This is a genomic window from Citrobacter sp. Cpo089, from assembly GCF_030332695.1.
GTDB classification, from domain to species: domain Bacteria; phylum Pseudomonadota; class Gammaproteobacteria; order Enterobacterales; family Enterobacteriaceae; genus Citrobacter; species Citrobacter portucalensis.
The window spans coordinates 1-23,483 of sequence record NZ_JAOWHJ010000021.1 but is presented as its reverse complement, the minus strand read 5'-3'; the positions used below and the strand labels follow the sequence as shown (position 1 = coordinate 23,483).

20 protein-coding genes are annotated in these 23,483 nt (G+C 52.7%); 11 read left to right on the top strand and 9 right to left on the bottom strand.

Features of this window, described 5'->3' with window-relative positions:
* Positions 1-206 precede the first annotated feature (206 nt).
* Together OGX92_RS02300 and OGX92_RS02295 are read right to left on the bottom strand one after the other, a co-directional pair.
* The gene (locus OGX92_RS02300; protein ID WP_003830914.1) at positions 207-683 is read right to left on the bottom strand and encodes a cold-shock protein; all 477 of its coding nucleotides are present in this window, start codon (positions 681-683) and stop codon (positions 207-209) included.
* A gap of 86 nt (positions 684-769) precedes the next feature.
* Entirely contained in the window at positions 770-1,015 is a 246-nt protein-coding gene (locus OGX92_RS02295) for a YmjA family protein (protein WP_003021350.1), read from the bottom strand.
* 376 nt (positions 1,016-1,391) lie between these two features.
* Here OGX92_RS02295 and OGX92_RS02290 point away from each other — a divergent pair, with 376 nt between their 5' ends.
* Entirely contained in the window at positions 1,392-2,168 is a 777-nt protein-coding gene (locus tag OGX92_RS02290; RefSeq protein WP_126955950.1) for an MBL fold metallo-hydrolase, read from the top strand.
* An 18-nt stretch (positions 2,169-2,186) separates the two neighbouring features.
* The gene (locus OGX92_RS02285) at positions 2,187-3,137 is read left to right on the top strand and encodes a GlxA family transcriptional regulator (protein WP_286586199.1); all 951 of its coding nucleotides are present in this window, start codon (positions 2,187-2,189) and stop codon (positions 3,135-3,137) included.
* Here the strand turns inward: OGX92_RS02285 and OGX92_RS02280 are convergent.
* Entirely contained in the window at positions 3,134-3,742 is a 609-nt protein-coding gene (locus OGX92_RS02280) for a class I SAM-dependent DNA methyltransferase (RefSeq protein WP_394810116.1), read from the bottom strand. The genes OGX92_RS02285 and OGX92_RS02280 overlap by 4 nt on opposite strands.
* A gap of 156 nt (positions 3,743-3,898) precedes the next feature.
* Here OGX92_RS02280 and OGX92_RS02275 point away from each other — a divergent pair, with 156 nt between their 5' ends.
* The 4 genes from OGX92_RS02275 (at position 3,899) to lacA (ending at position 10,140) form a co-directional block, all read left to right on the top strand.
* Positions 3,899-4,990 (top strand): LacI family DNA-binding transcriptional regulator, encoded by a 1,092-nt coding sequence (locus OGX92_RS02275; RefSeq protein ID WP_122973924.1) that lies wholly within the window; start codon positions 3,899-3,901, stop codon positions 4,988-4,990.
* Positions 4,991-5,111: 121 nt separating this feature from the next.
* Positions 5,112-8,195, top strand: a complete 3,084-nt coding sequence (locus OGX92_RS02270; protein ID WP_286586197.1) for a beta-galactosidase — start codon at positions 5,112-5,114, stop codon at positions 8,193-8,195.
* A gap of 51 nt (positions 8,196-8,246) precedes the next feature.
* A complete protein-coding gene (locus OGX92_RS02265; RefSeq protein WP_286586195.1) occupies positions 8,247-9,500 on the top strand; it encodes an MFS transporter in 1,254 nt (417 codons plus the stop codon).
* Positions 9,501-9,528: 28 nt separating this feature from the next.
* Complete coding sequence (gene lacA / locus OGX92_RS02260) at positions 9,529-10,140, top strand: galactoside O-acetyltransferase (protein ID WP_003830907.1); 612 nt, start codon at positions 9,529-9,531, stop codon at positions 10,138-10,140.
* 92 nt (positions 10,141-10,232) lie between these two features.
* Here the strand turns inward: lacA and prpE are convergent, their stop codons facing one another.
* The 4 genes from prpE to prpB form a co-directional block, all read right to left on the bottom strand.
* Positions 10,233-12,119, bottom strand: coding sequence for a propionate--CoA ligase (gene prpE / locus OGX92_RS02255; protein ID WP_267441109.1), 1,887 nt, complete (start codon positions 12,117-12,119; stop codon positions 10,233-10,235).
* 39 nt (positions 12,120-12,158) lie between these two features.
* Entirely contained in the window at positions 12,159-13,610 is a 1,452-nt protein-coding gene (locus tag OGX92_RS02250) for a bifunctional 2-methylcitrate dehydratase/aconitate hydratase (protein WP_003830905.1), read from the bottom strand.
* A 39-nt stretch (positions 13,611-13,649) separates the two neighbouring features.
* Positions 13,650-14,819 carry a bifunctional 2-methylcitrate synthase/citrate synthase gene (prpC, locus tag OGX92_RS02245; protein WP_060682693.1) on the bottom strand — a complete coding sequence of 390 codons (1,170 nt, stop codon included), beginning with the start codon at positions 14,817-14,819 and terminating at the stop codon, positions 13,650-13,652.
* 80 nt (positions 14,820-14,899) lie between these two features.
* Complete coding sequence (prpB, locus tag OGX92_RS02240) at positions 14,900-15,781, bottom strand: methylisocitrate lyase (protein WP_003830903.1); 882 nt, start codon at positions 15,779-15,781, stop codon at positions 14,900-14,902.
* A gap of 253 nt (positions 15,782-16,034) precedes the next feature.
* Here prpB and prpR point away from each other — a divergent pair, with 253 nt between their 5' ends.
* Complete coding sequence (prpR, locus tag OGX92_RS02235; RefSeq protein ID WP_126319122.1) at positions 16,035-17,645, top strand: propionate catabolism operon regulatory protein PrpR; 1,611 nt, start codon at positions 16,035-16,037, stop codon at positions 17,643-17,645.
* 32 nt (positions 17,646-17,677) lie between these two features.
* On the opposite strand, the gene yahO is transcribed toward prpR, so the two are convergent.
* The gene (gene yahO / locus OGX92_RS02230) at positions 17,678-17,953 is read right to left on the bottom strand and encodes a DUF1471 family periplasmic protein YahO (protein ID WP_003830901.1); all 276 of its coding nucleotides are present in this window, start codon (positions 17,951-17,953) and stop codon (positions 17,678-17,680) included.
* A gap of 266 nt (positions 17,954-18,219) precedes the next feature.
* Here yahO and OGX92_RS02225 point away from each other — a divergent pair, with 266 nt between their 5' ends.
* The 4 genes from OGX92_RS02225 to OGX92_RS02210 all read left to right on the top strand — a co-directional run bounded on the left by OGX92_RS02225 (position 18,220) and on the right by OGX92_RS02210 (position 22,330).
* Complete coding sequence (locus tag OGX92_RS02225; RefSeq protein WP_003830900.1) at positions 18,220-18,852, top strand: LysE family transporter; 633 nt, start codon at positions 18,220-18,222, stop codon at positions 18,850-18,852.
* 79 nt (positions 18,853-18,931) lie between these two features.
* Positions 18,932-20,320 (top strand): diguanylate cyclase, encoded by a 1,389-nt coding sequence (locus OGX92_RS02220; RefSeq protein WP_218667608.1) that lies wholly within the window; start codon positions 18,932-18,934, stop codon positions 20,318-20,320.
* 219 nt (positions 20,321-20,539) lie between these two features.
* Positions 20,540-21,637: a 4Fe-4S binding protein gene (locus OGX92_RS02215; protein WP_126319126.1), complete on the top strand. Its 1,098-nt coding sequence runs from the start codon at positions 20,540-20,542 to the stop codon at positions 21,635-21,637.
* 183 nt (positions 21,638-21,820) lie between these two features.
* Entirely contained in the window at positions 21,821-22,330 is a 510-nt protein-coding gene (locus tag OGX92_RS02210) for a hypothetical protein (protein WP_223240750.1), read from the top strand.
* A 330-nt stretch (positions 22,331-22,660) separates the two neighbouring features.
* Here the strand turns inward: OGX92_RS02210 and OGX92_RS02205 are convergent.
* Positions 22,661-23,483: TonB-dependent siderophore receptor (locus tag OGX92_RS02205; RefSeq protein WP_502872866.1), on the bottom strand; the 823-nt coding region annotated here is incomplete at its 5' end.

Sequence of the window (23,483 nt, the reverse complement as noted above, 5' to 3'; positions counted from 1 at the left end):
ACAAAAATACAATCATAAGATAATTATTATTATGCAAGTGTCGTTTGGGACCTGATGACACCTAAACAACTTCGCAGCTTTTAATTTCTACCAGAAGTAAATTAAAAAAAAATCATGTACTTATAAAATCGATACCACATCCAAAAAAAACCGAAACCCGCCCCTGAAAAGAGCAGCGTTCCGGTTTTTATTCAGTCCGAAGGGTTTCAGACTTTAAGCAGTTTCACCGTCGCATCGATGTCGATTTCATCTTCCGAGAAGATCAGTGTCGTGCCCTGGAAGGTGGTAATAGCCAGCTTTTTCAGTGTGCGCATTTCACCAGGCTTGACATCTGATTTCGGTCGGATGCTGTTCATCAGCACGCCGACAGACAGCACAGCATTTTCTTTGTCGATACGGGTCTCTACAGGGACTTCTTCGCTGTAGACCAGGAATGACTTGATCGAGGTGAGCTTCAGACGCTCGCCTGCAATATAGATGTACTTGCTGTCTGGTATGACTTTTACCGCGTAGGCAGACAAGCCTTTGTTGTTGGTGGTGGGCTCAAAAGTCACCGCCGCGTCTTTCTTGATCAGCTCAGGATTAGCAACCTTAATCACATGAAAATAGCGGTTGTCGCCGTTTTCATCTTTGATAAATCCAAAGCCTTTATCTTTAAACCACGTTGTGATTGTTCCGTTCATTGCTGTTTCCGCCTGATTAAACCTATTACTCGTAGAGTATACCTACTCAATTTGCGCGCAGTGTAAAACACAGGCCATGTCTTTGGCTACTCGTTACCCCAACGATTGAGGAACTCCGCGATATCATCGATACGCTGAGCGTCGACACCTGCCACGGTTGCCATCTCCTGCTGTGCTTCTTCGCTGATCTCTTCGTTGTTCATCAAACGGGTGATCAACTGCTGGAAGTAGTGCGCCAGCGCGTCACGTTCTGTGTCGCTCACCGGCTTTGCGGCCTCGGTCGCGTACTCGTCGGCGATATCATAATATTTTAGCGGAATGTCGTTGTTCATCAGTTGCTCCGGGGTAAATGCGTGTGCCAGCAGTTGCCTGCCGCGTCTGATGTGAATGATAGCATTCTTATTTCATGGTTCGCGATCTGTTTTATTGGCCACTATGATTTACATATATCAATAATGTTTTCTGGCGCCACTTCGTATTTAATAAATCTTTCCGTATTTAAATAACAGCATTCTTATTCAGTTCGATATAATGGCTGCGAATTAAATAACGAGCCACAAAGGGAATATTAAATTACTTTAATTACATAATTGATATCTGTCATCTGCAGTTGGCCCAATCTCATCGCTAGTCGCCCATTTGCCCACATTCATCTTCTGGACAACACTCTACGATGACACCACTGACCCAACACGTGGAGCAAACACCATGAACATCACGCAAATCCGTAACGCCACACAGCACATCACCTTTGGTGGCAAAACCTTTCTGATCGACCCTATGCTGGCGGCAAAAGGTACTTATCCGGGCTTTGCCGGTACGGCACGCGCCGAGATCCGCAACCCGACCGTTGATCTGCCTGTCGATATCGACACCCTGCTCAACGTTGATGCGCTGATCGTGACCCATCTGCATGAAGACCACTGGGATGAAGCCGCGGCTCGTGTCGTACCGAAAGACAAACCGATTTATGTGCAAAACGATCGCGATGCGCAGGTACTGCGGGAACAAGGTTTCACGCAACTGACCGTACTGACGCAAAACACTGCGCTTGGTGATATCACCCTGCGTAAAACCGGCGGCCAGCACGGTTCGGATCGCACTTACGCCATCCCGCAAATGGCTGAGCGTCTGGGTGATGCCTGCGGAGTTATCTTCCAGCATCCGGCGGAAAAAACGCTGTATCTGGTCGGGGACACCATCTGGCGCGACGAGGTGGAAACCAACATGCGGACTTTCCAGCCAGGCGTGGTCATTGTGAATGCAGGCTTTGCCCACGTTATCGGGTTTGGCCCAATTATCATGGGCGCGGAAGATGTGCTAAAAACCCACTTCACGCTGCCCGAAGCACAAATTGTGGCGACCCACATGGAGGCGATTAACCACTGTCTGCTGACCCGCGCGGCCTTGAAAGAGTACGCCTGCGACAACCAGATTGCGCAATTTGTTAACGTGCCGGAAGATGGCGAAACCCTGACGTTTTAAAATCCACAGAGGACTCGTATGCAACCGCTTAACGTCGCCATTGTTGCCGTGGAAGATTTCAGCCCGTTCCACTTCTCGGTGCCGTGCATTATTTTCAGTGACAAAGTGGCGGCGAAAAAGCGTTTTGAGGTGCAACTGTGCGCCGAACAGCCGGGCATCGTTTCCTCGCAGGATGGCTTCTCCATCAACGCAGCCTACGGCTATGAAGCGGTGGAGGCCGCCGATATTGTGGTGATCCCCTGGTGGGGCACCACAGCACATCGGCCACCACAAAGCCTGCTTGATGCGCTCAATCGTGCGCGACAAAACGGCGCGCAGATTGTTGGATTATGCCTGGGTGCGTTTGTCCTCGGCTACGCCGGTCTGCTGGATGGCAAACGGGCGGCTACGCACTGGGAGTTCGAGCAGGATTTTCAGGCCTGCTTTCCGGCCGCTCATCTGGATATCAACGCGCTGTATGTGGATGACGACGGTATTATTACCTCGGCAGGCACCGCCGCCGCGCTGGATTGCTGCCTGTACGTCATCCGCCAGCGTTTTGGCAGCACGGTGGCGAATCAGATTGCCCGACGGATGATTGTGCCGCCACATCGCGAGGGCGGCCAGGCACAGTTTATCGAGCAACCGGTGGCGAAAAATACCAAAGATCAGCGCATCAACGTCCTGCTCGACTATTTGCGCCAGCATCTCCATGAACCGCATAATCTCGACGAGCTGGCGCAACGGGTGATGATGAGTCGTCGCACCCTCACCCGTCATTTTATGAAGGCCACAGGGTCAAGCGTGGCCGAATGGTTGATTGCCGAGCGCCTGCGCCGTAGCCAGACGTTGCTGGAGTCCAGCCAGTTACCCGTTGAACGCATCGCCGAACAGGTTGGTTTTCAGTCGCCCGTCACCTGGCGCCAGCATTTTAAATCCCACTTTGGCGTTAGCCCGGCTGAATGGCGTAAAACCTTTCGCGGTGATTAGCTTCTTTTTTGCGCCAGCCAGATGGTGTGCCCGGCGCAGTGCGGATCTTCCATCACCATCTCGACCACCGCAAAACCGTGTGCTGACAGCAGTGCCCGGTATTCATCCGGGGCGAGGCTGGCGTGAAACAGCGGCTCACCTTCAAATTGCCCCATCGCGATACCGTTGTCCGTACCGCTGGTGAACATCAGCGCGCTGCCGGGATGGCTGAGGCGGTCAAAAATCGGGAACATCTTTTGCTGGTCCTGCTGAGTTAAATGGAAAAAGCTGTCCCAGGCGATCAGACCATCGAAAGTCTCATTGAGTGCCAGCTCGCGCATATCCTGTTCCAGCCAGCGCTGTGCGGGAAAAGTGTTTCGGGCCCGCGCCAGCATCGCCGGGGAACCATCAACGCCGGTAAGCTGAAAACCCTGCTGGATAAAATAACCGGCGATCGGCTGGCCGTTGCCGCAGCCAATATCCACAATGCTGCCCTGCCCGCCCATCACGGAAATAAATTTATCGAGCCAGCGTTTCTCGAACAAGGTGCGCGAGCGCTGGCTGGCAAAAGCATCCGCATGGCGTCGGTAGATGGACAGAATATTTTTTGCCGCAGAATCGCTCACAATGTCCTCACTTTTTTCTTCTGTTAGGTATAACGGCGATAAATCCTTCAGCACGCTATCCTCAAACCCTGGAATGCGCCTCGCAGAACCCATGCGCAAATACCCCAAAACCGTCCCGCTGTGGCATCATAGCGCACAGATAACGTCATTACAGGGGTGATAAACGTGAAACCGGTAACGCTATACGATGTGGCAGACCATGCAGGCGTCTCTTACCAGACCGTCTCTCGCGTCGTGAACCAGGCCAGCCACGTTTCCGCAAAAACCCGACAGAAAGTTGAGGCCGCGATGGCGGAACTCAATTACATTCCTAACCGCGTTGCACAGCAGTTGGCTGGCAAACAGACGCCACTGATTGGCGTTGTGACAGCAAACCTTGCCCTGCATGCCCCCTCACAAATCGTTGCTGCCATAAAATCCCGCGCCGACCAGTCCGGTGCCAGCGTGGTGATCGCCATGGTCGAGCGCAGCGGCGTTGAGTCCTGTAAAGCCGCGGTCCACAATCTGCTTTCTCAACGCGTAACCGGGCTTATCATCAACTATCCGCTGGATGAAGAAGATGCCATTGCCGTGGCCGCTGCCTGCGGTACGGTGCCGGTGCTGTTTCTCGATGTCTCTGACCTGACGCCAATTAACAGCGTGATTTTCTCTCATGACGACGGCGCGCGTCTTGGCGTTGAACATCTGGTGCAGCACGGACATCAACGGATCGCCCTGCTGAGCGGGCCGCACACCTCCGTTTCGGCAAGGCTTCGGCATGCGGGCTGGCACAAGTATCTGGCACATTACCAGCTACAACCCGTAGCGGAGCTGGAAGGCGACTGGAGCGCGATGTCTGGTTTTCAGCAAACGATGCACATGCTGAATAACGGTAACCTCCCTACCGCCATGCTGGTCGCTAACGATCAAATGGCGCTGGGCGCGATGCGGGCAATCAGCGAGTTCGGTCTGCGGGTCGCCGTGGATATATCGGTAATTGGCTACGATGACACCGAAGACAGCGCCTGTTACATCCCACCGCTGACCACCATCAGGCAGGATTTTCCGTTACTGGGTGAAACCAGCGTCGACAGGCTGCTGCAACTCCCACGTGGCGAATCAACCGTGGGTAACCAACTGCTGCCCGTCACCCTGGTCAAGCGCAAAACGGTTCTGCCTCCCGATACGCAAACCACCACTCCCCAGGCGCTGGCTGATTCCCTGATCCAGTTGGCACGGCAAGTTTCTCAGCTCACACCCAAATTGTGAACGCATAACAATTGTGTGAGTCAGTTCACTTATTGAACGCTCCATCCTTTACAGAAAGGAGCGCTTGTTCGTATTTTGATTGAAATTGTGAGCGAGTAACAAATTCAAACAGGATACCGTTATGAACCTGAACACAGATTCACTCTCCGCTGTTCTGGCCCGCCGTGACTGGGAAAATCCCGGCGTCACGCAGCTCAACCGCCTGGAGGCGCACCCGCCTTTTTGTAGCTGGCGCTCAGCGGATGATGCACGTACCAATCAGCATTCGAGTCAGTTACGCTCGCTGAATGGCAAGTGGCAATTTGCCTGGTTTGCCGCACCGGAGGCTGTACCGGAAAGCTGGCTGACAAGCGATCTGCCACAGGCAGACATCATCAACGTCCCTTCTAACTGGCAGATGGACGGTTACGATGCGCCAATTTATACCAACGTCACCTACCCAATCCCGGTGAATCCTCCGTACGTTCCGGCACAGAACCCCACAGGATGTTACTCGCTCACATTTAATATCGAAGACGCGTGGTTAGAGGAAGGTCAGACGCGCATTATTTTTGACGGGGTCAATTCCGCGTTTCATCTGTGGTGCAACGGTCGCTGGGTCGGTTACGGTCAGGACAGCCGTCTGCCGTCTGAGTTTGATCTTAGCGATTATCTGCTGCGCGGCGAAAACCGTCTGGCTGTGATGGTGCTGCGCTGGAGCGACGGCAGCTATCTGGAAGACCAGGACATGTGGCGCATGAGCGGTATTTTTCGCGATGTCTCCCTGCTGCATAAGCCCACTACGCAAATCCGTGACCTGCGCATTAATACCCGTTTTAATGACGACTTCAGCCGCGCCACGCTGGAAGCGGAAGTCAGAGTGGGTGGCAACGAGAGCGAAGATTTACGCGTCACCCTGCAATTGTGGGAAGGTGAAACGCTCAGCCACGAAACGACCTCACCGCTCGGCAGCGAGATCATTGATGAACGCGGCGCTTATCATGACCGGGTGACTCTGCGTCTGAACGTCGAAAAACCGGCGCTGTGGAGTGCCGAAACACCCAATCTGTACCGCGCCGTTGTGCAGTTACACACCGCGGGCGGAGTGCTGATTGAAGCGGAAGCCTGTGACGTTGGTTTTCGTCAGGTTTGTATCGAAAACGGCCTGTTGCTGTTAAACGGCAAGCCGCTGTTGATTCGCGGTACCAACCGCCATGAGCACCATCCGGTCAACGGCCAGGTGATGGACGAGGCGACGATGGTGCAGGATATTCTGCTGATGAAGCAGAATAACTTTAACGCCGTGCGCTGCTCACATTACCCGAACCATCCGTTGTGGTACACCCTGTGCGATCGCTACGGTCTGTATGTGGTCGACGAAGCCAACATTGAAACCCACGGCATGGTGCCGATGAATCGCCTCACCGACGACCCTGCATGGTTGCCTGCCATGAGCCAGCGCGTCACGCGCATGGTGCAGCGCGATCGCAACCATCCGAGCATTATTATCTGGTCACTGGGCAATGAATCCGGCCATGGTGTCAATCACGACGCGCTCTACCGCTGGATAAAATCAGAAGACCCGTCACGCCCGGTACAATATGAAGGCGGCGGCGCAAATACCGCGGCGACCGACATTATTTGCCCGATGTACGCCCGCGTAGATCAGGATCAGCCCTTCCCCGCAGTCCCCAAATGGTCGATTAAAAAGTGGCTGTCGATGCCCGGCGAGCAGCGTCCGCTGATCCTTTGTGAATACGCCCACGCCATGGGCAACAGTTTTGGCGGCTTCGCCAAATACTGGCAAGCGTTCCGTCAGTATCCGCGCCTGCAGGGCGGATTTGTCTGGGACTGGGTGGATCAGTCGCTGACCAAATATGATGAGAACGGCAAAGCATGGTCAGCCTACGGTGGCGATTTTGGCGACACGCCTAACGATCGTCAGTTTTGCATGAACGGGCTGGTGTTCGCCGATCGCACTCCGCATCCGGCGTTATATGAGGCCAAACATGAACAGCAGTTTTTCCAGTTCACGTTACTGCCGGGCGCTGAACGCCAGATTGAAGTGACCAGCGAATATCTGTTCCGCCGCAGCGATAACGAAGTTCTGCACTGGTCGATTGCCCTTGACGGCAACCCGCTGGCCGCCGGAGAAATCGTTCTGGATATCGCTCCACAGGGCCGCCAGGTGATTACCCTGCCGAACGTTCCGATGCCGGACACCGCAGGCCAGCTGTGGTTGACGGTACGCGTAGAGCAGCCTCAGGCGACCGCATGGTCAGAAGCCGGGCATATCAGCGCCTGGCAACAGTGGAAGTTGGAAGAGAAGCTCAGCCTGGTACGTCTATCACCCGTCAGCAGCGCACCACAGCTGGATGTTAGTGAGAGCAATTTTACCGTGGCGGCCAACAACACACGCTGGCAATTCGATCGTCAGTCCGGTCTGCTAACACAATACTGGATTAGCGATGAAGCCCAGTTGGTAAGCCCGCTTACTGACCAGTTCACCCGCGCGCCGCTGGACAACGACATCGGCGTGAGCGAGTCAACCCGCATCGACCCTAACGCCTGGGTTGAACGCTGGAAGGCCGCCGGTCACTATCAGGCTGAAGCAACGTTACTGTACTGTGCTGCCGATACGCTGAGCAGTGCGGTACTGATCACCACCGAACATGCGTGGCAGTATCAGGGCGAAACGCTGTTCGTCAGCCGAAAAAGCTATCATATTGACGGCAATGGTGAAATGCAGATAACGGTGGATGTTGACGTTGCCAGCGGTACGCCGCATCCGGCCCGCATCGGCCTGAGCTGCCAGCTGGCGCAGGTTGCGGAGCGAGTGAACTGGTTAGGTCTCGGCCCGCATGAGAACTACCCGGACCGTCTGGGCGCCGCCTGTTTCGATCGCTGGGATCTGTCGCTTGATGAGATGTACACCCCGTATGTTTTCCCGAGCGAAAACGGTCTGCGCTGCGGCACGCGCGAACTGTACTACGGCGCGCACCAGTGGCGCGGAGACTTCCTGTTCAACATCAGCCGCTTTAGCCAGCAGCAACTGATGGAAACCAGCCACCGCCATCTGCTGCAACCTGAGGCGGGCACCTGGCTCAATATTGATGGCTTCCATATGGGCGTCGGCGGCGATGATTCGTGGAGTCCTTCAGTGTCGCCGGAATTCCAGCTAAGCGCAGGACGCTACCACTTCCAGTTCGTCTGGGGCCAAAAATAATAATATAAGCAGGGCAGGTTGATACCTGCCCGCATTTATAGGAAGTCTGTTATGTATTATTTAAAAAACACTAACTTTTGGATGTTCGGCTTTTTCTTCTTCTTTTACTTTTTCATTATGGGTGCCTATTTCCCCTTCTTCCCTATCTGGTTACACGATGTAAACCATATCAGTAAAGGCGACATCGGCATCATCTTCGCCTGTATCTCACTGTTTTCTTTGTTATTCCAGCCAATTTTCGGACTACTGTCCGATAAGCTTGGTCTGCGTAAACATCTGCTGTGGGTAATTACCGGCATGCTGGTAATGTTTGCCCCGTTTTTTATTTACGTATTTGGCCCATTATTGCAGGTTAATATTTTACTGGGTTCAATTGTCGGCGGGATTTACCTTGGCTTTATTTACAATGCCGGCGCTCCGGCGATTGAAGCCTATATTGAAAAGGCCAGCCGCCGAAGCAACTTTGAATTTGGTCGCGCGCGCATGTTTGGCTGCGTGGGCTGGGCGCTGTGCGCCTCGATTGCCGGAATTATGTTCACCATCAATAACCAGTTTGTCTTCTGGTTAGGTTCTGGCTGTGCGGTCATTCTGGCATTGCTGCTGCTCTTTTCAAAAACAGATGCCCCCTCTTCAGCAAAAGTCGCGGATGCGGTAGGCGCCAACAACTCGGCATTCAGCCTGAAGCTGGCGCTGGAGTTATTCAAACAACCGAAACTCTGGTTCCTCTCCCTGTACGTGGTCGGCGTTTCCTGCACTTATGACGTATTTGACCAGCAGTTCGCCAACTTCTTTACCTCGTTCTTTGCCACCGGCGAACAGGGTACCCGCGTGTTTGGCTACGTCACAACGATGGGGGAATTGCTCAACGCCTCGATCATGTTCTTTGCGCCGCTGATTGTGAACCGCATCGGCGGAAAGAACGCCCTGCTGCTGGCTGGTACGATCATGTCGGTGCGGATCATTGGTTCATCATTCGCCACCACTGCGCTGGAGGTCGTGATCCTCAAAACGCTGCATATGTTCGAGATACCGTTCCTGATTGTCGGTTGCTTCAAATACATCACCAGTCAGTTTGAAGTGCGTTTCTCGGCCACAATTTACCTGGTGTGTTTCTGCTTCTTCAAACAGTTAGCCATGATTTTCATGTCAGTTCTGGCCGGAAAAATGTATGAGAGCATTGGTTTCCAGGGAGCTTATCTGGTGCTGGGGATTATTGCGCTGAGCTTCACGCTGATTTCCGTATTTACCCTTAGCGGGCCGGGGCCGTTTTCCCGCGTTTTCACCCCGGCAGGTAAACAAGTCTGAAGACAAATAACAAGAAGGAATATCTTCGATGAGCATGTCTATGAGAGACAGAATGAAAGCAGGCAAGCTGTTTACTGATATGTGCGAGGGGCTGCCGGAAGAGAGACTGCGCGGAAAGGAGTTAATGTATGAGTTTAACCACACGCGTCCATCTGAGATTAAAAAGAGGGAAAAACTGATTCGCGAAATATTTGCCTCCGTAGGAGAAAATGCGTGGATTGAGCCCCCCATTTATTTCTCTTACGGCAGCAATATTCACATTGGCAAAAACTTTTACGCCAATTTTAACTTTACCATTGTGGATGATTACACGGTCACCATCGGCGATAACGTTTTAATTGCACCAAACGTCACGATCACGGTAACGGGTCACCCTGTGCACCATGAATTAAGGAAATCCGGAGAGATGTTTTCCTTTCCGGTCACCATCGGCAATAACGTATGGATTGGCAGTAACGTAGTGATCAATCCCGGCATAACGATTGGCGATAATTCCGTTATCGGCGCGGGGAGTATAGTCACAAAAGACATTCCGGCAGATGTCGTGGCCGTGGGGGTTCCCTGTCGAGTTCTCAGAACCATTAATGAACGAGATAAAGAGTACTATTACCAAAATTATAAAGTGGATCCGTTACTTTAAGTCGTCATGCCGGATGCACCACTCACGTGGTTTATCCGGCCTACAATACTAAAAGGCCCGGTAAGCATTGCGCCGCCGGGCATCACACGATGTTACTCTTCAATCGCCTGACGGATTTGCTGCAACGACGCGGGATCGTCAATGGTCGTTAGATCGCCAGGATCGCGGCCTTCACAGATCGCCTGGATCGTCCGTCTGAGCATTTTGCCAGAGCGCGTTTTCGGCAACTGCGACACAAACCAGACGTGCGCCGGACGGCCAAAATTACCAATCTGACTGTCCACCAGCGCCATAATCGCCTTCTCTTCCGAATGTGCGATGTCGCGATCTTCAAGGCTGTCGCTCTGTTTCGGAATGACAAACGCGACCGCGACCTGCCCCTTCAGCGCGTCCTTCACGCCGACCACAGCCACTTCGGCAACGTTCGGATAGCTGGAAATACTCTCCTCTATCTCACGCGTCCCCAACCGATGCCCGGCCACGTTGATGACATCATCCGTACGGCCAAGGATGAAGTAATAGCCGTCCGCATCGCGAATACCCCAGTCAAAGGTGGCGTACACCTGGCGAGAAAACAGCGACCAGTAGGTATTCACAAACCGCGCGTCATCCCCCCAGATGGTCTGAATACAGCCCGGCGGCAGCGGCCCTTCAATCACCAGCATGCCCTTTTCATTCGCTTCGCATGGCTCACCGGTCACCTCATTGAGCAACTGCACGTTATATCCGTACATCGGCACACCTGGGCTACCCAGCCGCGACGGGCGGTCGTCCAGCCCGCGAGCGATCGCCATAATCGGCCAACCGGATTCAGTCTGCCAGTAGTTGTCGATAACCGGGACGCCCAGCGTTTCCGTTACCCAACTGGCGGTCGGTTCATCCAGCGGCTCCCCCGCCAGATACAGCACCTCCAGCGAGGAGAGATCGTGATTGCGGATTTGCGCGGTCGGGAATTTCTTCAGCACGCGGATGGCGGTTGGGGCAGAGAACATCCGGCTGACCTGATACTTCTCAACAATTTTCCACCATACGCCACAGTCTGGGTACGTTGGCAACCCTTCGTAAACCACCGTCGCCATCCCCGCCAGCAGTGGGGCATACACGATATACGAATGCCCAACCACCCAGCCGATATCCGATGCGCAGAAGAACACGCCGCCCGCTTTACCGCCGAAAATTGTGTCCATCGAGGTCGCCAGCGCGACCGCGTAGCCGCCAACGTCGCGCTGCACGCCTTTCGGTTTACCGGTTGTCCCGGAGGTGTAGAGAATGCAGGACGTTTCGTTCGACTCCAGCCAGGCAACCGGCACCCGCGCGCCGAGATGCTGTTGGCGCAGCGCGGCAAAGTCGAGGTCTCGCCCCTCTATCCGCACCATTTTCGCCAGACCGCGATCGACCAATACCACATGACGCGGCTGGTGCTGGGCCTGATCGATCGCATCATCGAGCAGCTTTTTATACGGCAGGATTTTGCCGCCGCGCGCCCCGGCATCCGCCGACACGATAACCACCGGTCGGGCGTCGTCGATACGCGCCGCTACGCTGTGCGAGGCGAAACCACCGAACACCACCGAATGGATCGCCCCTATACGTGCGCAGGCCAGCAGCGTAATGTGCGCCTCGGCGATCATCGGCATATAAACCAGTACCCGATCGCCACGCTGTACGCCCAGCGACAACAACATCGCCGCCGCGACGTTCACTTCGTCATACAGCTGACGAAAGGTAAACGTGCGTTCTTCTTCGGTTTCTGATGACACAGCAATCAGCGCCAGCGCGTCAGGCTGTTTCTCCAGCCAGCGGTCGATGGCGTTGTGGCACAGATTGGTCGTGCCGCCGCAAAACCAGCGGGCAAACGGCGGATTACTGTGGTCCAGCACCTGCGTATACGGCTGCTGCCAGTCAATACGCTGGGCCTGTTCGGCCCAGAACGACTCCGGCTGTGTAATAGAATGTTGATAAAACTCGCTATAAGACATAATGCTCTCCTGTTGAACTTACGCCTGATGAGTCGGGTTTTAGATAATGAACAAATCCAGATACTCATTGACCGGCATCTGCTCCAGACGAGTTCTGTCCAGGGAGACATCCAGGATGCGCTGCTGCTGACGGGTCGGGAACTGACGCGCCAGGTTAATTTTGAACTTCTCGACCAGCTTCGGCATACCGTCGTTACGACGGCGCGCGTGGCCGATTGGGTATTCCACTACCACTTCTTCAAAGCGTGAGCCGTCGGTGAATTCAAGCGTGATGGCATTCGCGATGGCGCGTTTTTCAGGGTCGTGGTAATCGGCAGTAAAGGCCGGATCTTCGAAGCAGTTAATCTTTTCACGCAGTGCATCAATGCGTTTGTCCTGCGCCACGCCGTCTTCGTAATCTGCCGCCGTTAAGCGCCCGAACAGCAGCGGGATAGCCACCATGTACTGGATGCAGTGGTCACGATCCGCCGGGTTATTCAACGGGCCTTTTTTATCGATGATACGGATACAGGCTTCGTGCGTACGAATGGTCACTTTTTCGATATCGGCAGCGGTCTTACCTGCGGCCTGTAACTGCTCGTACAGCGTCATCGCCGCTTCTACCGCGGTCTGCGAGTGGAACTCTGCCGGGAAGGAAATTTTAAACAACACGTTTTCCATCACGTACGAACCGTACGGGCGCTGGAAGCGGAAAGATTCGCCTTTGAAAGAGACATCATAGAAGCCCCAGGTTTTTGCTGTCAGTGCGGACGGGTATCCCATTTCACCGGTTTTCGCCATCAGCGCCAGACGTACAGCACGTGAGGTGGCATCGCCAGCCGCCCAGGATTTACGCGTGCCGGTATTCGGCGCATGACGATAGGTACGCAGCGACTGACCGTCGACCCACGCCAACGAGACGGCGTTGAGAATTTCATCGCGGTTCAGGCCGAGCATCTCGGCAACCACCGCCGTGGAGGCGACTTTTACCAGCAGAACGTGATCCAGACCGACGCGGTTGAAGGAGTTTTCCAGCGCGATACAGCCCTGAATTTCATGGGCTTTAATCATTCCGGTTAACACTTTTTTCATGGTTAACGGCGCTTTACCCACCGCCACCGCATTGCGCGACAGCCAGTCAGCTGTCGCCAGAATACCGCCGAGGTTATCGGAAGGATGACCCCATTCTGCGGCCAGCCAGGTGTCGTTAAAGTCCAGCCAGCGGATCATCGCACCGATGTTAAACGCCGCCTGCACCGGATCGAGCTGGAACTGGGTACCTGGTACGCGCACACCGTTCGGGACGACGGTACCCGGTACAACCGGCCCCAGCAGTTTTTTACAGGCCGGATATTCCAGCGCTTCCAGGCCACAGCCAAGGGTATCAAGCAGGCAATAATGCGCGGTGTCATACGCCACCTTCGAGGTGATCTCGTAGTTCATGACATAATCAACGATATCAACGATTTCACGGTCAAATTCAGGGCGGACGTTCGAAATATGTGCAGACATAGGGTACATTTCCTGTTTTTTATCTTTAGAGGTTTTGCATTAGCAACGCTGATCAATCGAGACAAATACGCGATCTTCCGGGCCGGTATAGTTGGCGGAAGGACGGATAATTTTGTTGTCCTGGCGCTGTTCGATGATGTGCGCCGCCCAGCCAGTGACGCGGGCGATAACGAACAGCGGTGTGAACATTTCAGTGGGGACGCCCATCATGTTGTAAGAGACTGCCGAGAACCAGTCGAGGTTGGGGAACATCTTTTTCGTTTCCCACATCACCTCTTCCAGACGGTCGGCGATGTTGTACATTTTCAGCGAACCGCCTTCCTGAGAAAGCTGTTTCGCCACGCTCTTGATCACCTGGTGGCGCGGGTCGGCGATGGTGTAAACCGGGTGACCAAAGCCAATCACCACTTCTTTATTTTCAACGCGTTTACGGATATCCGCTTCGGCTTCATCCGGCGTTTCATAGCGTTGCTGGATCTCCAGCGATACTTCATTCGCTCCGCCGTGTTTCGGCCCACGCAGTGCGCCAATCGCACCGATAATCGCGGAGTACATATCAGAGCCAGTTCCCGCAATCACACGCCCCGTGAAGGTAGAAGCGTTAAACTCGTGTTCGGCGTACAGCACCAGCGAAATGTGCATCGCCTTTTCCCAGCTTTGTGATGGCTTTTCACCATGCAGCAAATGCAAGAAGTGACCGCCAATAGAATCATCATCGGTCTCCGGCTGAATGCGCTCGCCGTTATGGCTGTAGTGATACCAGTACAGGAGGATAGAACTGAGCGATGCCAGCAGTTTGTCGGCAATATCGCGTGCGCCGGAGACGGTATGTCCTTCTTTTTCTGGCAGAGTACAACCCAGCGCGGAAACACCAGTGCGCATCACGTCCATCGGATGCGAGGCGGCAGGCAGCGCTTCCAGTACGGTGCGCACGTTAGCGGGCAATCCGCGCAGCGCTTTCAGTTTGCTTTTATAGGCGGTGAGCTCATCGCGGGTGGGTAATTTCCCGTGAATCAGCAGATGCGCAACTTCTTCAAATTCGCACTGTTGTGCCAGGTCAAGAATATCGTAGCCACGATAGTGTAGATCGTTACCGCTTTTACCCACGGTACATAAGGCAGTATTTCCGGCAGCGACGCCTGACAGCGCAACCGATTTTTTGGGTTTAATGACATGGGTACTATTTTGCAGGATCGTTGTGTCGCTCATGTTGTCCTCGTCATTATTGTAATATGTAGGGTACTAATTTATTGCCGGATGGCGGCTACGCCTTATCCGGCCTACGACGGTTACTTTTTTGTGTACAACGCGTCGAGTTTCTCTTCGAACTGGTAGTAATTGATGCTTTCGTACAGCTCGTTGCGCGTCTGCATAATGTCGATAACGTTCTTTTGCGTACCTTCCTGACGCAGCACGTTGTAAACCTTCTCCGCCGCGCGGTTCATGGCGCGGAAAGCTGACAGCGGGTATAGCGCCATCGCAACGTTCGCGCTGCGCAGTTCATCGGTGGTAAACAGCGGTGTGGCGCCAAATTCAGTAATGTTGGCGAGAATTGGTACCTGTACCGCATCGGCAAACTGGCGGTACATCGCAAGTTCGGTAATGGCTTCCGGGAACAGCATGTCAGCGCCCGCTTCGACATACGCCTGGGCACGATCGATGGCAGCCTCTAACCCTTCCACCGCCAGTGCATCGGTTCGCGCCATAATCACAAAGTTGGGATCGGTGCGCGCATCAACGGCTGCGCGGATCCTGTCGACCATCTCTTCTTTCGAGACGATCGCCTTGTTCGGGCGATGACCGCAGCGCTTGGCGCCGATCTGATCTTCAATATGCAGCGCAGCAGCACCCGCTTTGGAAATCGACTTGACGGTACGCGCCACGTTGAATGCAGACGATCCAAAACCAATATCCGCATCCACCAGCAATGGCAGCGGGCAAACATCCGTAATGCGACGAATATCAGTCAGCACATCATCAAGGGTAGAAATACCGAGATCCGGCAGCCCCAGCGAGCCCGCAGCGACGCCACCGCCGGAGAGATAAATCGCCTGATACCCGGCGCGTTGAGCCAGCAGAGCGTGGTTGGCATTGATGGTGCCAACGATTTGTAATGGGTTTTCTTTGGTAAGCGCAGCGCGAAACGCCAGCCCTGGGGAGTGTAGAGACATATCCCGTCCTCTTGTTATCAACTTGTTATCGTTCGTTGATATTTCTAAAGCAAGGGGTATGCCAGGGAGCTTATTTTCTCTTCAATTTAATTTTTTATCTTTTAAAACAATATATTAAATCCAATACTTCTATTTTTGTTGCACAAAAGCGTGTCAGCTATCGTTTCATGAAACGTTCCTTCACGTTTCATTGCAACATTTATGAAACACAACTAAACCCTACCACTCGGTTCCTTAATTTTTGGGGTTAGTTATGGCAGATACGCATCTACCGCCGCGAGTGAACGACGATAAACCGGTTATCTGGACAGTCTCGGTCACCCGCCTGTTTGAACTGTTTCGCGACATCAGTCTGGAGTTCGACCACCTGGCGACCATCACCCCCATTCAGCTTGGTTTCGAAAAAGCGGTGGCCTATATCCGTAAGAAGCTGGCTACCGAGCGTTGCGATGCCATCATTGCGGCGGGCTCCAACGGGGCATATCTGAAAAGCCGTTTATCGATTCCGGTGATCCTGATTAAACCCAGCGGATTCGACGTGCTACAGGCGCTGGCAAAAGCGGGAAAACTCACCTCGTCGATTGGCGTCATTACCTATCAGGAAACCATTCCTGCGCTTCTCGCGTTTCAAAAAACCTTCAATTTGCAGCTTGAACAGCGCAGCTATATCACCGAGGAAGATGCCCGTGGGCAAATCAACGAACTGAAGGCCGGCGGTACGCAGGCAGTGGTTGGTGCGGGATTGATTACCGATCTGGCAGAAGAAGCAGGTATGACCGGCATCTTTATCTATTCGGCGGCCACCGTGCGCCAGGCCTTTGTCGATGCGCTGGATATGACTCGCCTGACGCTGCGCAGAAACGGTCAGTACGCCTCTGGCGATACGTTGCGCACCCGCTACGCGCTGGGTGATATGCGCGGTCACTCTGCGCAGATGGAACAGGTGCGGCACACGATTATGCTCTACGCCCGCTCGCGTGCGCCGGTCCTCATTCAGGGCGAAACAGGAACGGGTAAAGAGCTGGCCGCACAGGCCATTCACCGTGAGTTTTTCACCCGTCAGGAGAATCGACGCGGTAAACCCTCGCCGCCGTTTGTTGCCGTCAACTGCGGGGCAATCACCGAGTCATTGCTGGAAGCGGAGCTGTTCGGCTATGAGGACGGCGCCTTTACCGGCTCTCGCCGAGGGGGGCGCGCGGGCCTGTTTGAAATCGCCCACGGCGGAACCCTGTTTCTTGATGAGATAGGCGAGATGCCGCTGCCGTTACAAACCCGACTGCTGCGCGTGCTGGAAGAAAAAGAGGTTACCCGGGTCGGTGGACATCAGCCGATTCCTGTCGATGTCCGGGTGATTAGCGCCACACATTGTAATCTGGAGCAGGAGATGAAACAGGGGGAATTTCGTACCGATCTGTTTTATCGCCTGAGCATTTTACGCCTCAAGCTACCGCCACTACGCGAGCGGTTGCCCGATATCCTGCCGCTGGCGGAAAGCTTTTTAAAACAATCGCTGGCGGAACTGGACGTGCCGTTTTCTGAGCCAGTACGCAAGGGGCTGGGATTAAGTCAGCCGACGCTGCTGAATTATGGCTGGCCGGGGAATATCCGCGAACTGCGTAATATGATGGAGCGCCTGGCGCTATTTTTAAGCGTCGAGCCGCAGCCGGAGCTGAATATGGATTTTTTACAACAGCTATTACCGGAACTGGCCATTGCTGCTGACTCACCGCAAGCATCTTCATTGCTGACGCCGCAGCAGGTGTTGGCACAATTCAATGGTGATAAAACCGCGGCTGCACGCTATCTCGGAATTAGCAGAACCACGTTCTGGCGCAGATTAAAAGAAAACCCGCCGGTGCAATGACCGACGGGTGGCGTATTTTTTACAGCAGCGTGTTATTTTTTCTTGTAAATATTAGCTGTGCCATGGATTTTGTTATCCGTTTGGCCGGAGGTTAATACCACCACATCAGCGCCTTTCTCTTCAGCTTTCTTCAGCAGCTCTTCTTTAGCATCTGCAACAGAAACTTCATTACTCGTTGAAATATCACCGATTTTTGTGTACTGCGACTCAACCTTTTCAAACTCAAGTTTTGTCATAAATTCCGCAGCATAGGCGTTGGAAAAAACTAAAGCTAACGCACCAATAAGTACTTTATATCCAGTTTTCATATAAAAGCTCCAGGTTTTGTTATATATGCCATCATCGCCCCCTGAACATTCGACACGCGAGTCAAGGATGATTAATAAGTAGTTCAGGCTGATAAAAAGATCCAGAGCAGGCGGAAATATAAAGATATTTTGCTAATCGTTAAATACGCAAAACGCAGCGGCGCTGCGTTTTCAACGCGCAGTGTGAGTGAATACGCAGAATGACGTGCGCACTAAAATTATAGTGTTAGCTGTCTTTCCCATGTTTACTAATGGAAACGTTGTCTATGGAACCTTTGCACGCCGTTGTACTCACCGTCAGCCTGTTTGTTTTAACCTTTTTTAACCCCGGCGCAAATCTGTTCGTGGTGGTACAAACTAGCCTGGCATCCGGACGACGCGCAGGTGTGATGACCGGTCTGGGTGTTGCCTTAGGTGATGCGTTTTACTCCGGCCTTGGGCTCTTTGGTATGGCAACGCTAATCACCCAGTGTGAAGAGATATTTTCATTGATTAAGATTGTCGGCGGCGCCTATCTGCTGTGGTTTGCCTGGAACAGCATCCGCCATCAGGCCACGCCGCAAATGCCCACGCTACAGCAGCCGCTTTCCGCCCCCTGGTATGTATTTTTCCGCCGTGGATTACTAACAGATTTATCGAACCCACAAACTGTACTGTTTTTTATTAGTATCTTCTCGGTCACCTTAAGCGCAGACACACCTACGTGGGCCAGACTGATGGCCTGGGCAGGCATTGTGTTGTCTTCCGTTATCTGGCGTATTTTTCTCAGCCAGGCATTTTCTTTGCCTGCCGTGCGACGGGCGTATGGTCGCATCCAACGGGTTGCCAGCCGGGTAATTGGCGCAATAATAGGTGTCTTCGCGCTAAGACTTATTTATGAAGGTATTAGCCATCGATAAGAGAGTTTAACTTGACCATCGTGAGGTAATTGTCCGTAATACCGCCTGAATTTTTAATCGCAGGTTGAGTGGCAGTGAGATGGAACAGGTTGAACCGGTAAACGACACATTACTCCTTACGGAATGGCAGGCGCTGATACGACAAACATCGCCTGACGTTCACACGCTCCTCACATCGTTAAGCGATGAAGAGATCCGCCATTTAGTGACCGTTTTTTATGACTATATGCTCTCCCACGCCCAGAGCGCATTATTCCTCAATACAGAACAGGTCAGTACCCGCCTCAGCGGCAGCATGTTTGACTGGCTGCGCAGCGTCCTTGGCAGCGCGCATGAAGATCTCTCGCAACTGCTGGCCAAACAACGCAAAATTGGCGTGGTGCATGCCCGCATCGGTCTGCCCATCGATCTGGTGAACCGCGGCGCGCGTAAGCTCAAAGATGAGCTGTATCGGGTGTTGAAAACCAAAGCGGACTATTCGTCCTCTCTGCTGAGCGATGCTATCTGTTTCAGCAGTCTGGCAATGGATACCGCACTGGAGGCCATGACAGTCTCCTATTCCCCAAGCCATCAAAACTCGCTGCATACTCAGGAGCAGTATCGCCTGCAGACCATTTACGATGACGTTAACGTCGAGCGCGAACGGCAAATTCGCTCATTTACCGACTGGGAAAACCAGTTTATCTATAACATTGCCACCGGAATGCCTTTCGGTGAAATGGTGTTTCTGGCGAACTCTGATTTTGGTATGTGGTTCTCACATAAGGGAAAACATATTCTTGGCAACAGCAATTTGCTCAAAGAAATGGAATCGCTAATTGCAGAGATCGACACCCGTCTGACGACCACCCTGTCACCTCAGCATCAGCCGACAGAACCCGAGCGGATGAGCTTATTACAGGATGTTCGCCAGCTGTCGGCAAAAATCCATTTCCTGCTCGCTTCGATGTTTGAGGCGCTGGTTAAGCAGGAAAATGGTAAAGATTCGCTGACCCAGTTGCTTAATCGCCGCTTTATTCCGACCATCATGCGACGCGAAATCTCGCTGGCGTTACATGCGCGTAAGCCTTTTAGCCTGGCGATGCTGGATATCGACTACTTCAAGCAAATTAACGATAACTTCGGGCATAATACCGGTGATCTGACGCTCAAAAATGTCGCAGCGGCCATTTATGATCATATCCGTAGCAGCGATTACGTGTTCCGCTACGGTGGTGAAGAATTTATGATCTTGCTCGTCGAGTCAGATGAATCGCAGGCCAGTATTATTCTGGAAACGCTGCGTATGAAAATTGCCGGGATGCGCATGGCAGCCTCTGCGACAGAAACATTTTCTATTACCGTCAGTATCGGTATTGCCGAATATGATTATCATCCCGACTACAAACAGCTGGTTGATAAAGCCGATCGCGCACTTTATCAGGCAAAAAGTAATGGTCGCGACCGCGTTGAGGTTTATCAGGAATAACCATTGCCCTGCAGAGAAATAAATACCCCGTTCAGGGTATTTATCTGACTTGCGATAAATATCGAGCTGTTATTTTTATTCAGGCATATTGGCATGATGAAAATAACAGCCACGTAATAAGATGCAAATCAAATACACCAAATCTGAATAGCGCTAGCATATCCCGGTGATGACGCCTTCTGAATGCAGAAGGGGAAATATGAGGGATAGTATAAAATCATGAACGGGAAGAAAAGAACGCGCTGGCAGCGCCGTCCTGGCACGATCGGAGGCAAACTGCCGTGGAATGACTGGCGCAACGCCAGCAGCTGGCGAAAAGCCACCCAGTTTCTCCTGCTGGCTATTAATATTTATATTGGCGTAACGTTCTATTACTGGGTCCGCTATTTCGAAACCGCCGGCACCAGCGTCTATATTCCAAGGCCAGGTGGTATTGAGGGATGGCTACCAATCGCGGGTTTGATGAATATCCGCTATACGCTGGAGACTGGTTTTCTTCCGCCTATCCATGCCGCCTCCATGCTGCTGTTAGTTGCGTTTATCCTGATTAGTCTGTTGTTAAAAAAAGCCTTCTGTTCGTGGTTATGCCCGGTGGGCACGCTGTCCGAACTGCTCGGCAATCTGGGAAAAAAAGTATTTGGTCGCAACTTCACGCTGCCGCGCTGGCTGGATATTCCGCTGCTCAGTCTGAAGTATTTGTTGCTGAGTTTCTTTTTGTATATCGCCCTGTCGATGCCTGCGCAGGGGATTCAGTATTTTCTAATGTCGGCCTATGGCATGATTATCGACGTGAAGATGCTCGATTTCTTTCGCCATATTGGCTCCGCTACGCTCATCTTTGTTATCGTTATCAGCGTCCTGAGCCTGTTTATTCGCAATGCCTGGTGCCGCTATCTGTGCCCTTATGGTGCGCTGCTCGGCCTGTTCTCATTACTCTCACCGTTTAAAATCCGCCGTAACGCTGACAGCTGTATCGACTGCGGAAAATGCGCGAAAAACTGCCCGTCGAATATCCCGGTCGACAGACTGATTCAGGTGCGTACCGTGGAATGCACTGGCTGCATGACCTGCGTTGAATCCTGCCCGGTAGCCTCAACGCTGAGCTTTTCACTGCAGACTCCGCCTGGAGCACAAGGCAACGGTGGTAAATCATTATGGCGCCAGAGGACGCTGTCAGGTGTTGCCATGACGCTACTGGTGCTGGGCATTCTGTTTGCCACTATTGGTTATGCCGTTTATGCCAATGTCTGGGATACGCCAGTGCCCGATCATATGTATTTCCAGCTGATCCCGAAGGCAAAGATGATCGGCCATTAATTTTTTTATCAGTATGTTCAAAACCCTGCCAATTCTGGCAGGGTTTCCCGCGTATTTTGCCATTTTAAGACAATTGAACTTGTGCCATCACGCTCTCGTTTATACAACCTTAAATATCATCTGTAATAATTTTTCTATTTTGTTATGGGCGACTGGGATCAAAATAATGAACGGGATAACATCATGACTAAAATAAAACTGGCACTGCTATTACCTCTGTTTCTGGCGGGTTGTACGATGAGCGACGGGGAATTAAGAAACGCTTACGCTCAGCATTATCAGCAACCTACCGCTTATGTAGATGCTTATAAACAGAAAATAGCCAGTATGGATATTCATGCGCTGGCCCAATATGCCGCCGCAGAAGATAAGAAAAAAATGCGTGGGCAGCCAAGACTGAAAATCGACGAATTCATTACCATTGAGAACGTGCAGGCGAAAGGAAATCGGGTAGTCTATGATTACTCACTGTCCGAAAGCTGGCTGGCGCTGTCCGCAGATAAACAGCGCGAAAAGCAGACCAATATGAATAAAGACCTGATCTACCGTACCTGCTCGCTGGAAACGGTACGTCTGGCGCAGGCAAAAGGGCTGGAAGAAGAGCATAACTATTACAGCCAGTACCCAGGCAAAGTTGCCTTTACTCTGAGAACCAGCGCGCAAATTTGTATGCAAAACGGTTTTACACAATAGCAGCAATCACAACGCCTGATGCGCTGCGCTTATCAGGCCTACGATTTACACGCTGCCGTAGGCCGGATAAGGTGCCAGCACGCAGATTTGTCTGCAAAACGGTTTTACACAATAACCGCAATCCACTATGCCTGATGCGCTGCGCTTATCAGGCCTACGATTTACACGCTGCCGTAGGCCGGATAAGGCGCCAGCGCGCAGATTTGTCTGCAGAACGGTTTTACACAATAACCGCAATCCACTATGCCTGATGCGCTGCGCTTATCAGGCCTACGATTTACATGCTGCCGTAGGCCGGATAAGGCGCCAGCGCCGCATCCGGCTAAAACATCAGAATTTCCACGAAACGCTGCCGACAATACTGCGCTCGGCGCCGAAGTAGCAGTATGAGAGCGAGTTACAGGCCGCAACGTAGCGCTTGTCGGTCAGGTTGTTAACGTTCAACTGCGCGCTCAACCCTTTAATGCCGATATTCGTTAAGTCGTAACCAATCACCATATCCACCAGCGTGTAGGACGGCAGGGTGTGAGTATTCAGGCGATCGCTGGTAATACCGTTAACGTAGCGCACGCCTGAACCCAACGTCAGACCGTCCAGCGGACCGCTTTTCACATCGTAGCTCAGCCAGGTACTGGCCTGGTTACGCGGGGCGTACACTGCGCGCTTGCCCTGCTCTTCAGGGCTGCTTTTCTTATAGCGAATGTCGGTATAGGTATACGCCGCCTGCAAACGGAAGCTATCCGTCAGTTGGCTAATTGCCTCCAGCTCCACCCCTTCAGATTCAATTTCCCCAATCGAGCGGTACGGATCGGTCGGCTCTTCTTTGGTGGCGATATTCGTCTGATTGATACGGAATACCGATGCGCTGAACTGGCTGTTGAGTCCTTCCGGCTCATATTTCAGCCCGGCTTCCCACTGCTTGCCTTTCATCGGATCCAGCAGATTGCCGTTCTCATCGGCAAAGCTGGTTGGCGTAAAGGCAGTGGAATAACTCACGTACGGCGCAAAGCCGTTATCGAATAAATAGAGCAACGCGGCGCGGGTGCTGAAGTTGTTTTTATCCAGATCGCTCCGAGGGTGATGCTGCCAACTTACTGATTTAGTGTATGATGGTGTTTTTGAGGTGCTCCAGTGGCTTCTGTTTCTATCAGCT

Excerpts from the sequence above, each read along its gene's own strand:
- OGX92_RS02300 (WP_003830914.1), bottom strand. The coding sequence starts at position 683 with ATGAACGGAACAATCACAACGTGGTTTAAAGATAAAGGCTTTGGATTT.
- OGX92_RS02295 (WP_003021350.1), bottom strand. The coding sequence starts at position 1,015 with ATGAACAACGACATTCCGCTAAAATATTATGATATCGCCGACGAGTAC.
- OGX92_RS02290 (WP_126955950.1), top strand. The coding sequence starts at position 1,392 with ATGAACATCACGCAAATCCGTAACGCCACACAGCACATCACCTTTGGT.
- OGX92_RS02285 (WP_286586199.1), top strand. The coding sequence starts at position 2,187 with ATGCAACCGCTTAACGTCGCCATTGTTGCCGTGGAAGATTTCAGCCCG.
- OGX92_RS02270 (WP_286586197.1), top strand. The coding sequence starts at position 5,112 with ATGAACCTGAACACAGATTCACTCTCCGCTGTTCTGGCCCGCCGTGAC.
- OGX92_RS02265 (WP_286586195.1), top strand. The coding sequence starts at position 8,247 with ATGTATTATTTAAAAAACACTAACTTTTGGATGTTCGGCTTTTTCTTC.
- lacA (WP_003830907.1), top strand. The coding sequence starts at position 9,529 with ATGAGCATGTCTATGAGAGACAGAATGAAAGCAGGCAAGCTGTTTACT.
- prpE (WP_267441109.1), bottom strand. The coding sequence starts at position 12,119 with ATGTCTTATAGCGAGTTTTATCAACATTCTATTACACAGCCGGAGTCG.
- OGX92_RS02250 (WP_003830905.1), bottom strand. The coding sequence starts at position 13,610 with ATGTCTGCACATATTTCGAACGTCCGCCCTGAATTTGACCGTGAAATC.
- prpC (WP_060682693.1), bottom strand. The coding sequence starts at position 14,819 with ATGAGCGACACAACGATCCTGCAAAATAGTACCCATGTCATTAAACCC.
- prpB (WP_003830903.1), bottom strand. The coding sequence starts at position 15,781 with ATGTCTCTACACTCCCCAGGGCTGGCGTTTCGCGCTGCGCTTACCAAA.
- prpR (WP_126319122.1), top strand. The coding sequence starts at position 16,035 with ATGGCAGATACGCATCTACCGCCGCGAGTGAACGACGATAAACCGGTT.
- yahO (WP_003830901.1), bottom strand. The coding sequence starts at position 17,953 with ATGAAAACTGGATATAAAGTACTTATTGGTGCGTTAGCTTTAGTTTTT.
- OGX92_RS02225 (WP_003830900.1), top strand. The coding sequence starts at position 18,220 with ATGGAACCTTTGCACGCCGTTGTACTCACCGTCAGCCTGTTTGTTTTA.
- OGX92_RS02220 (WP_218667608.1), top strand. The coding sequence starts at position 18,932 with ATGGAACAGGTTGAACCGGTAAACGACACATTACTCCTTACGGAATGG.
- OGX92_RS02215 (WP_126319126.1), top strand. The coding sequence starts at position 20,540 with ATGAACGGGAAGAAAAGAACGCGCTGGCAGCGCCGTCCTGGCACGATC.
- OGX92_RS02210 (WP_223240750.1), top strand. The coding sequence starts at position 21,821 with ATGACTAAAATAAAACTGGCACTGCTATTACCTCTGTTTCTGGCGGGT.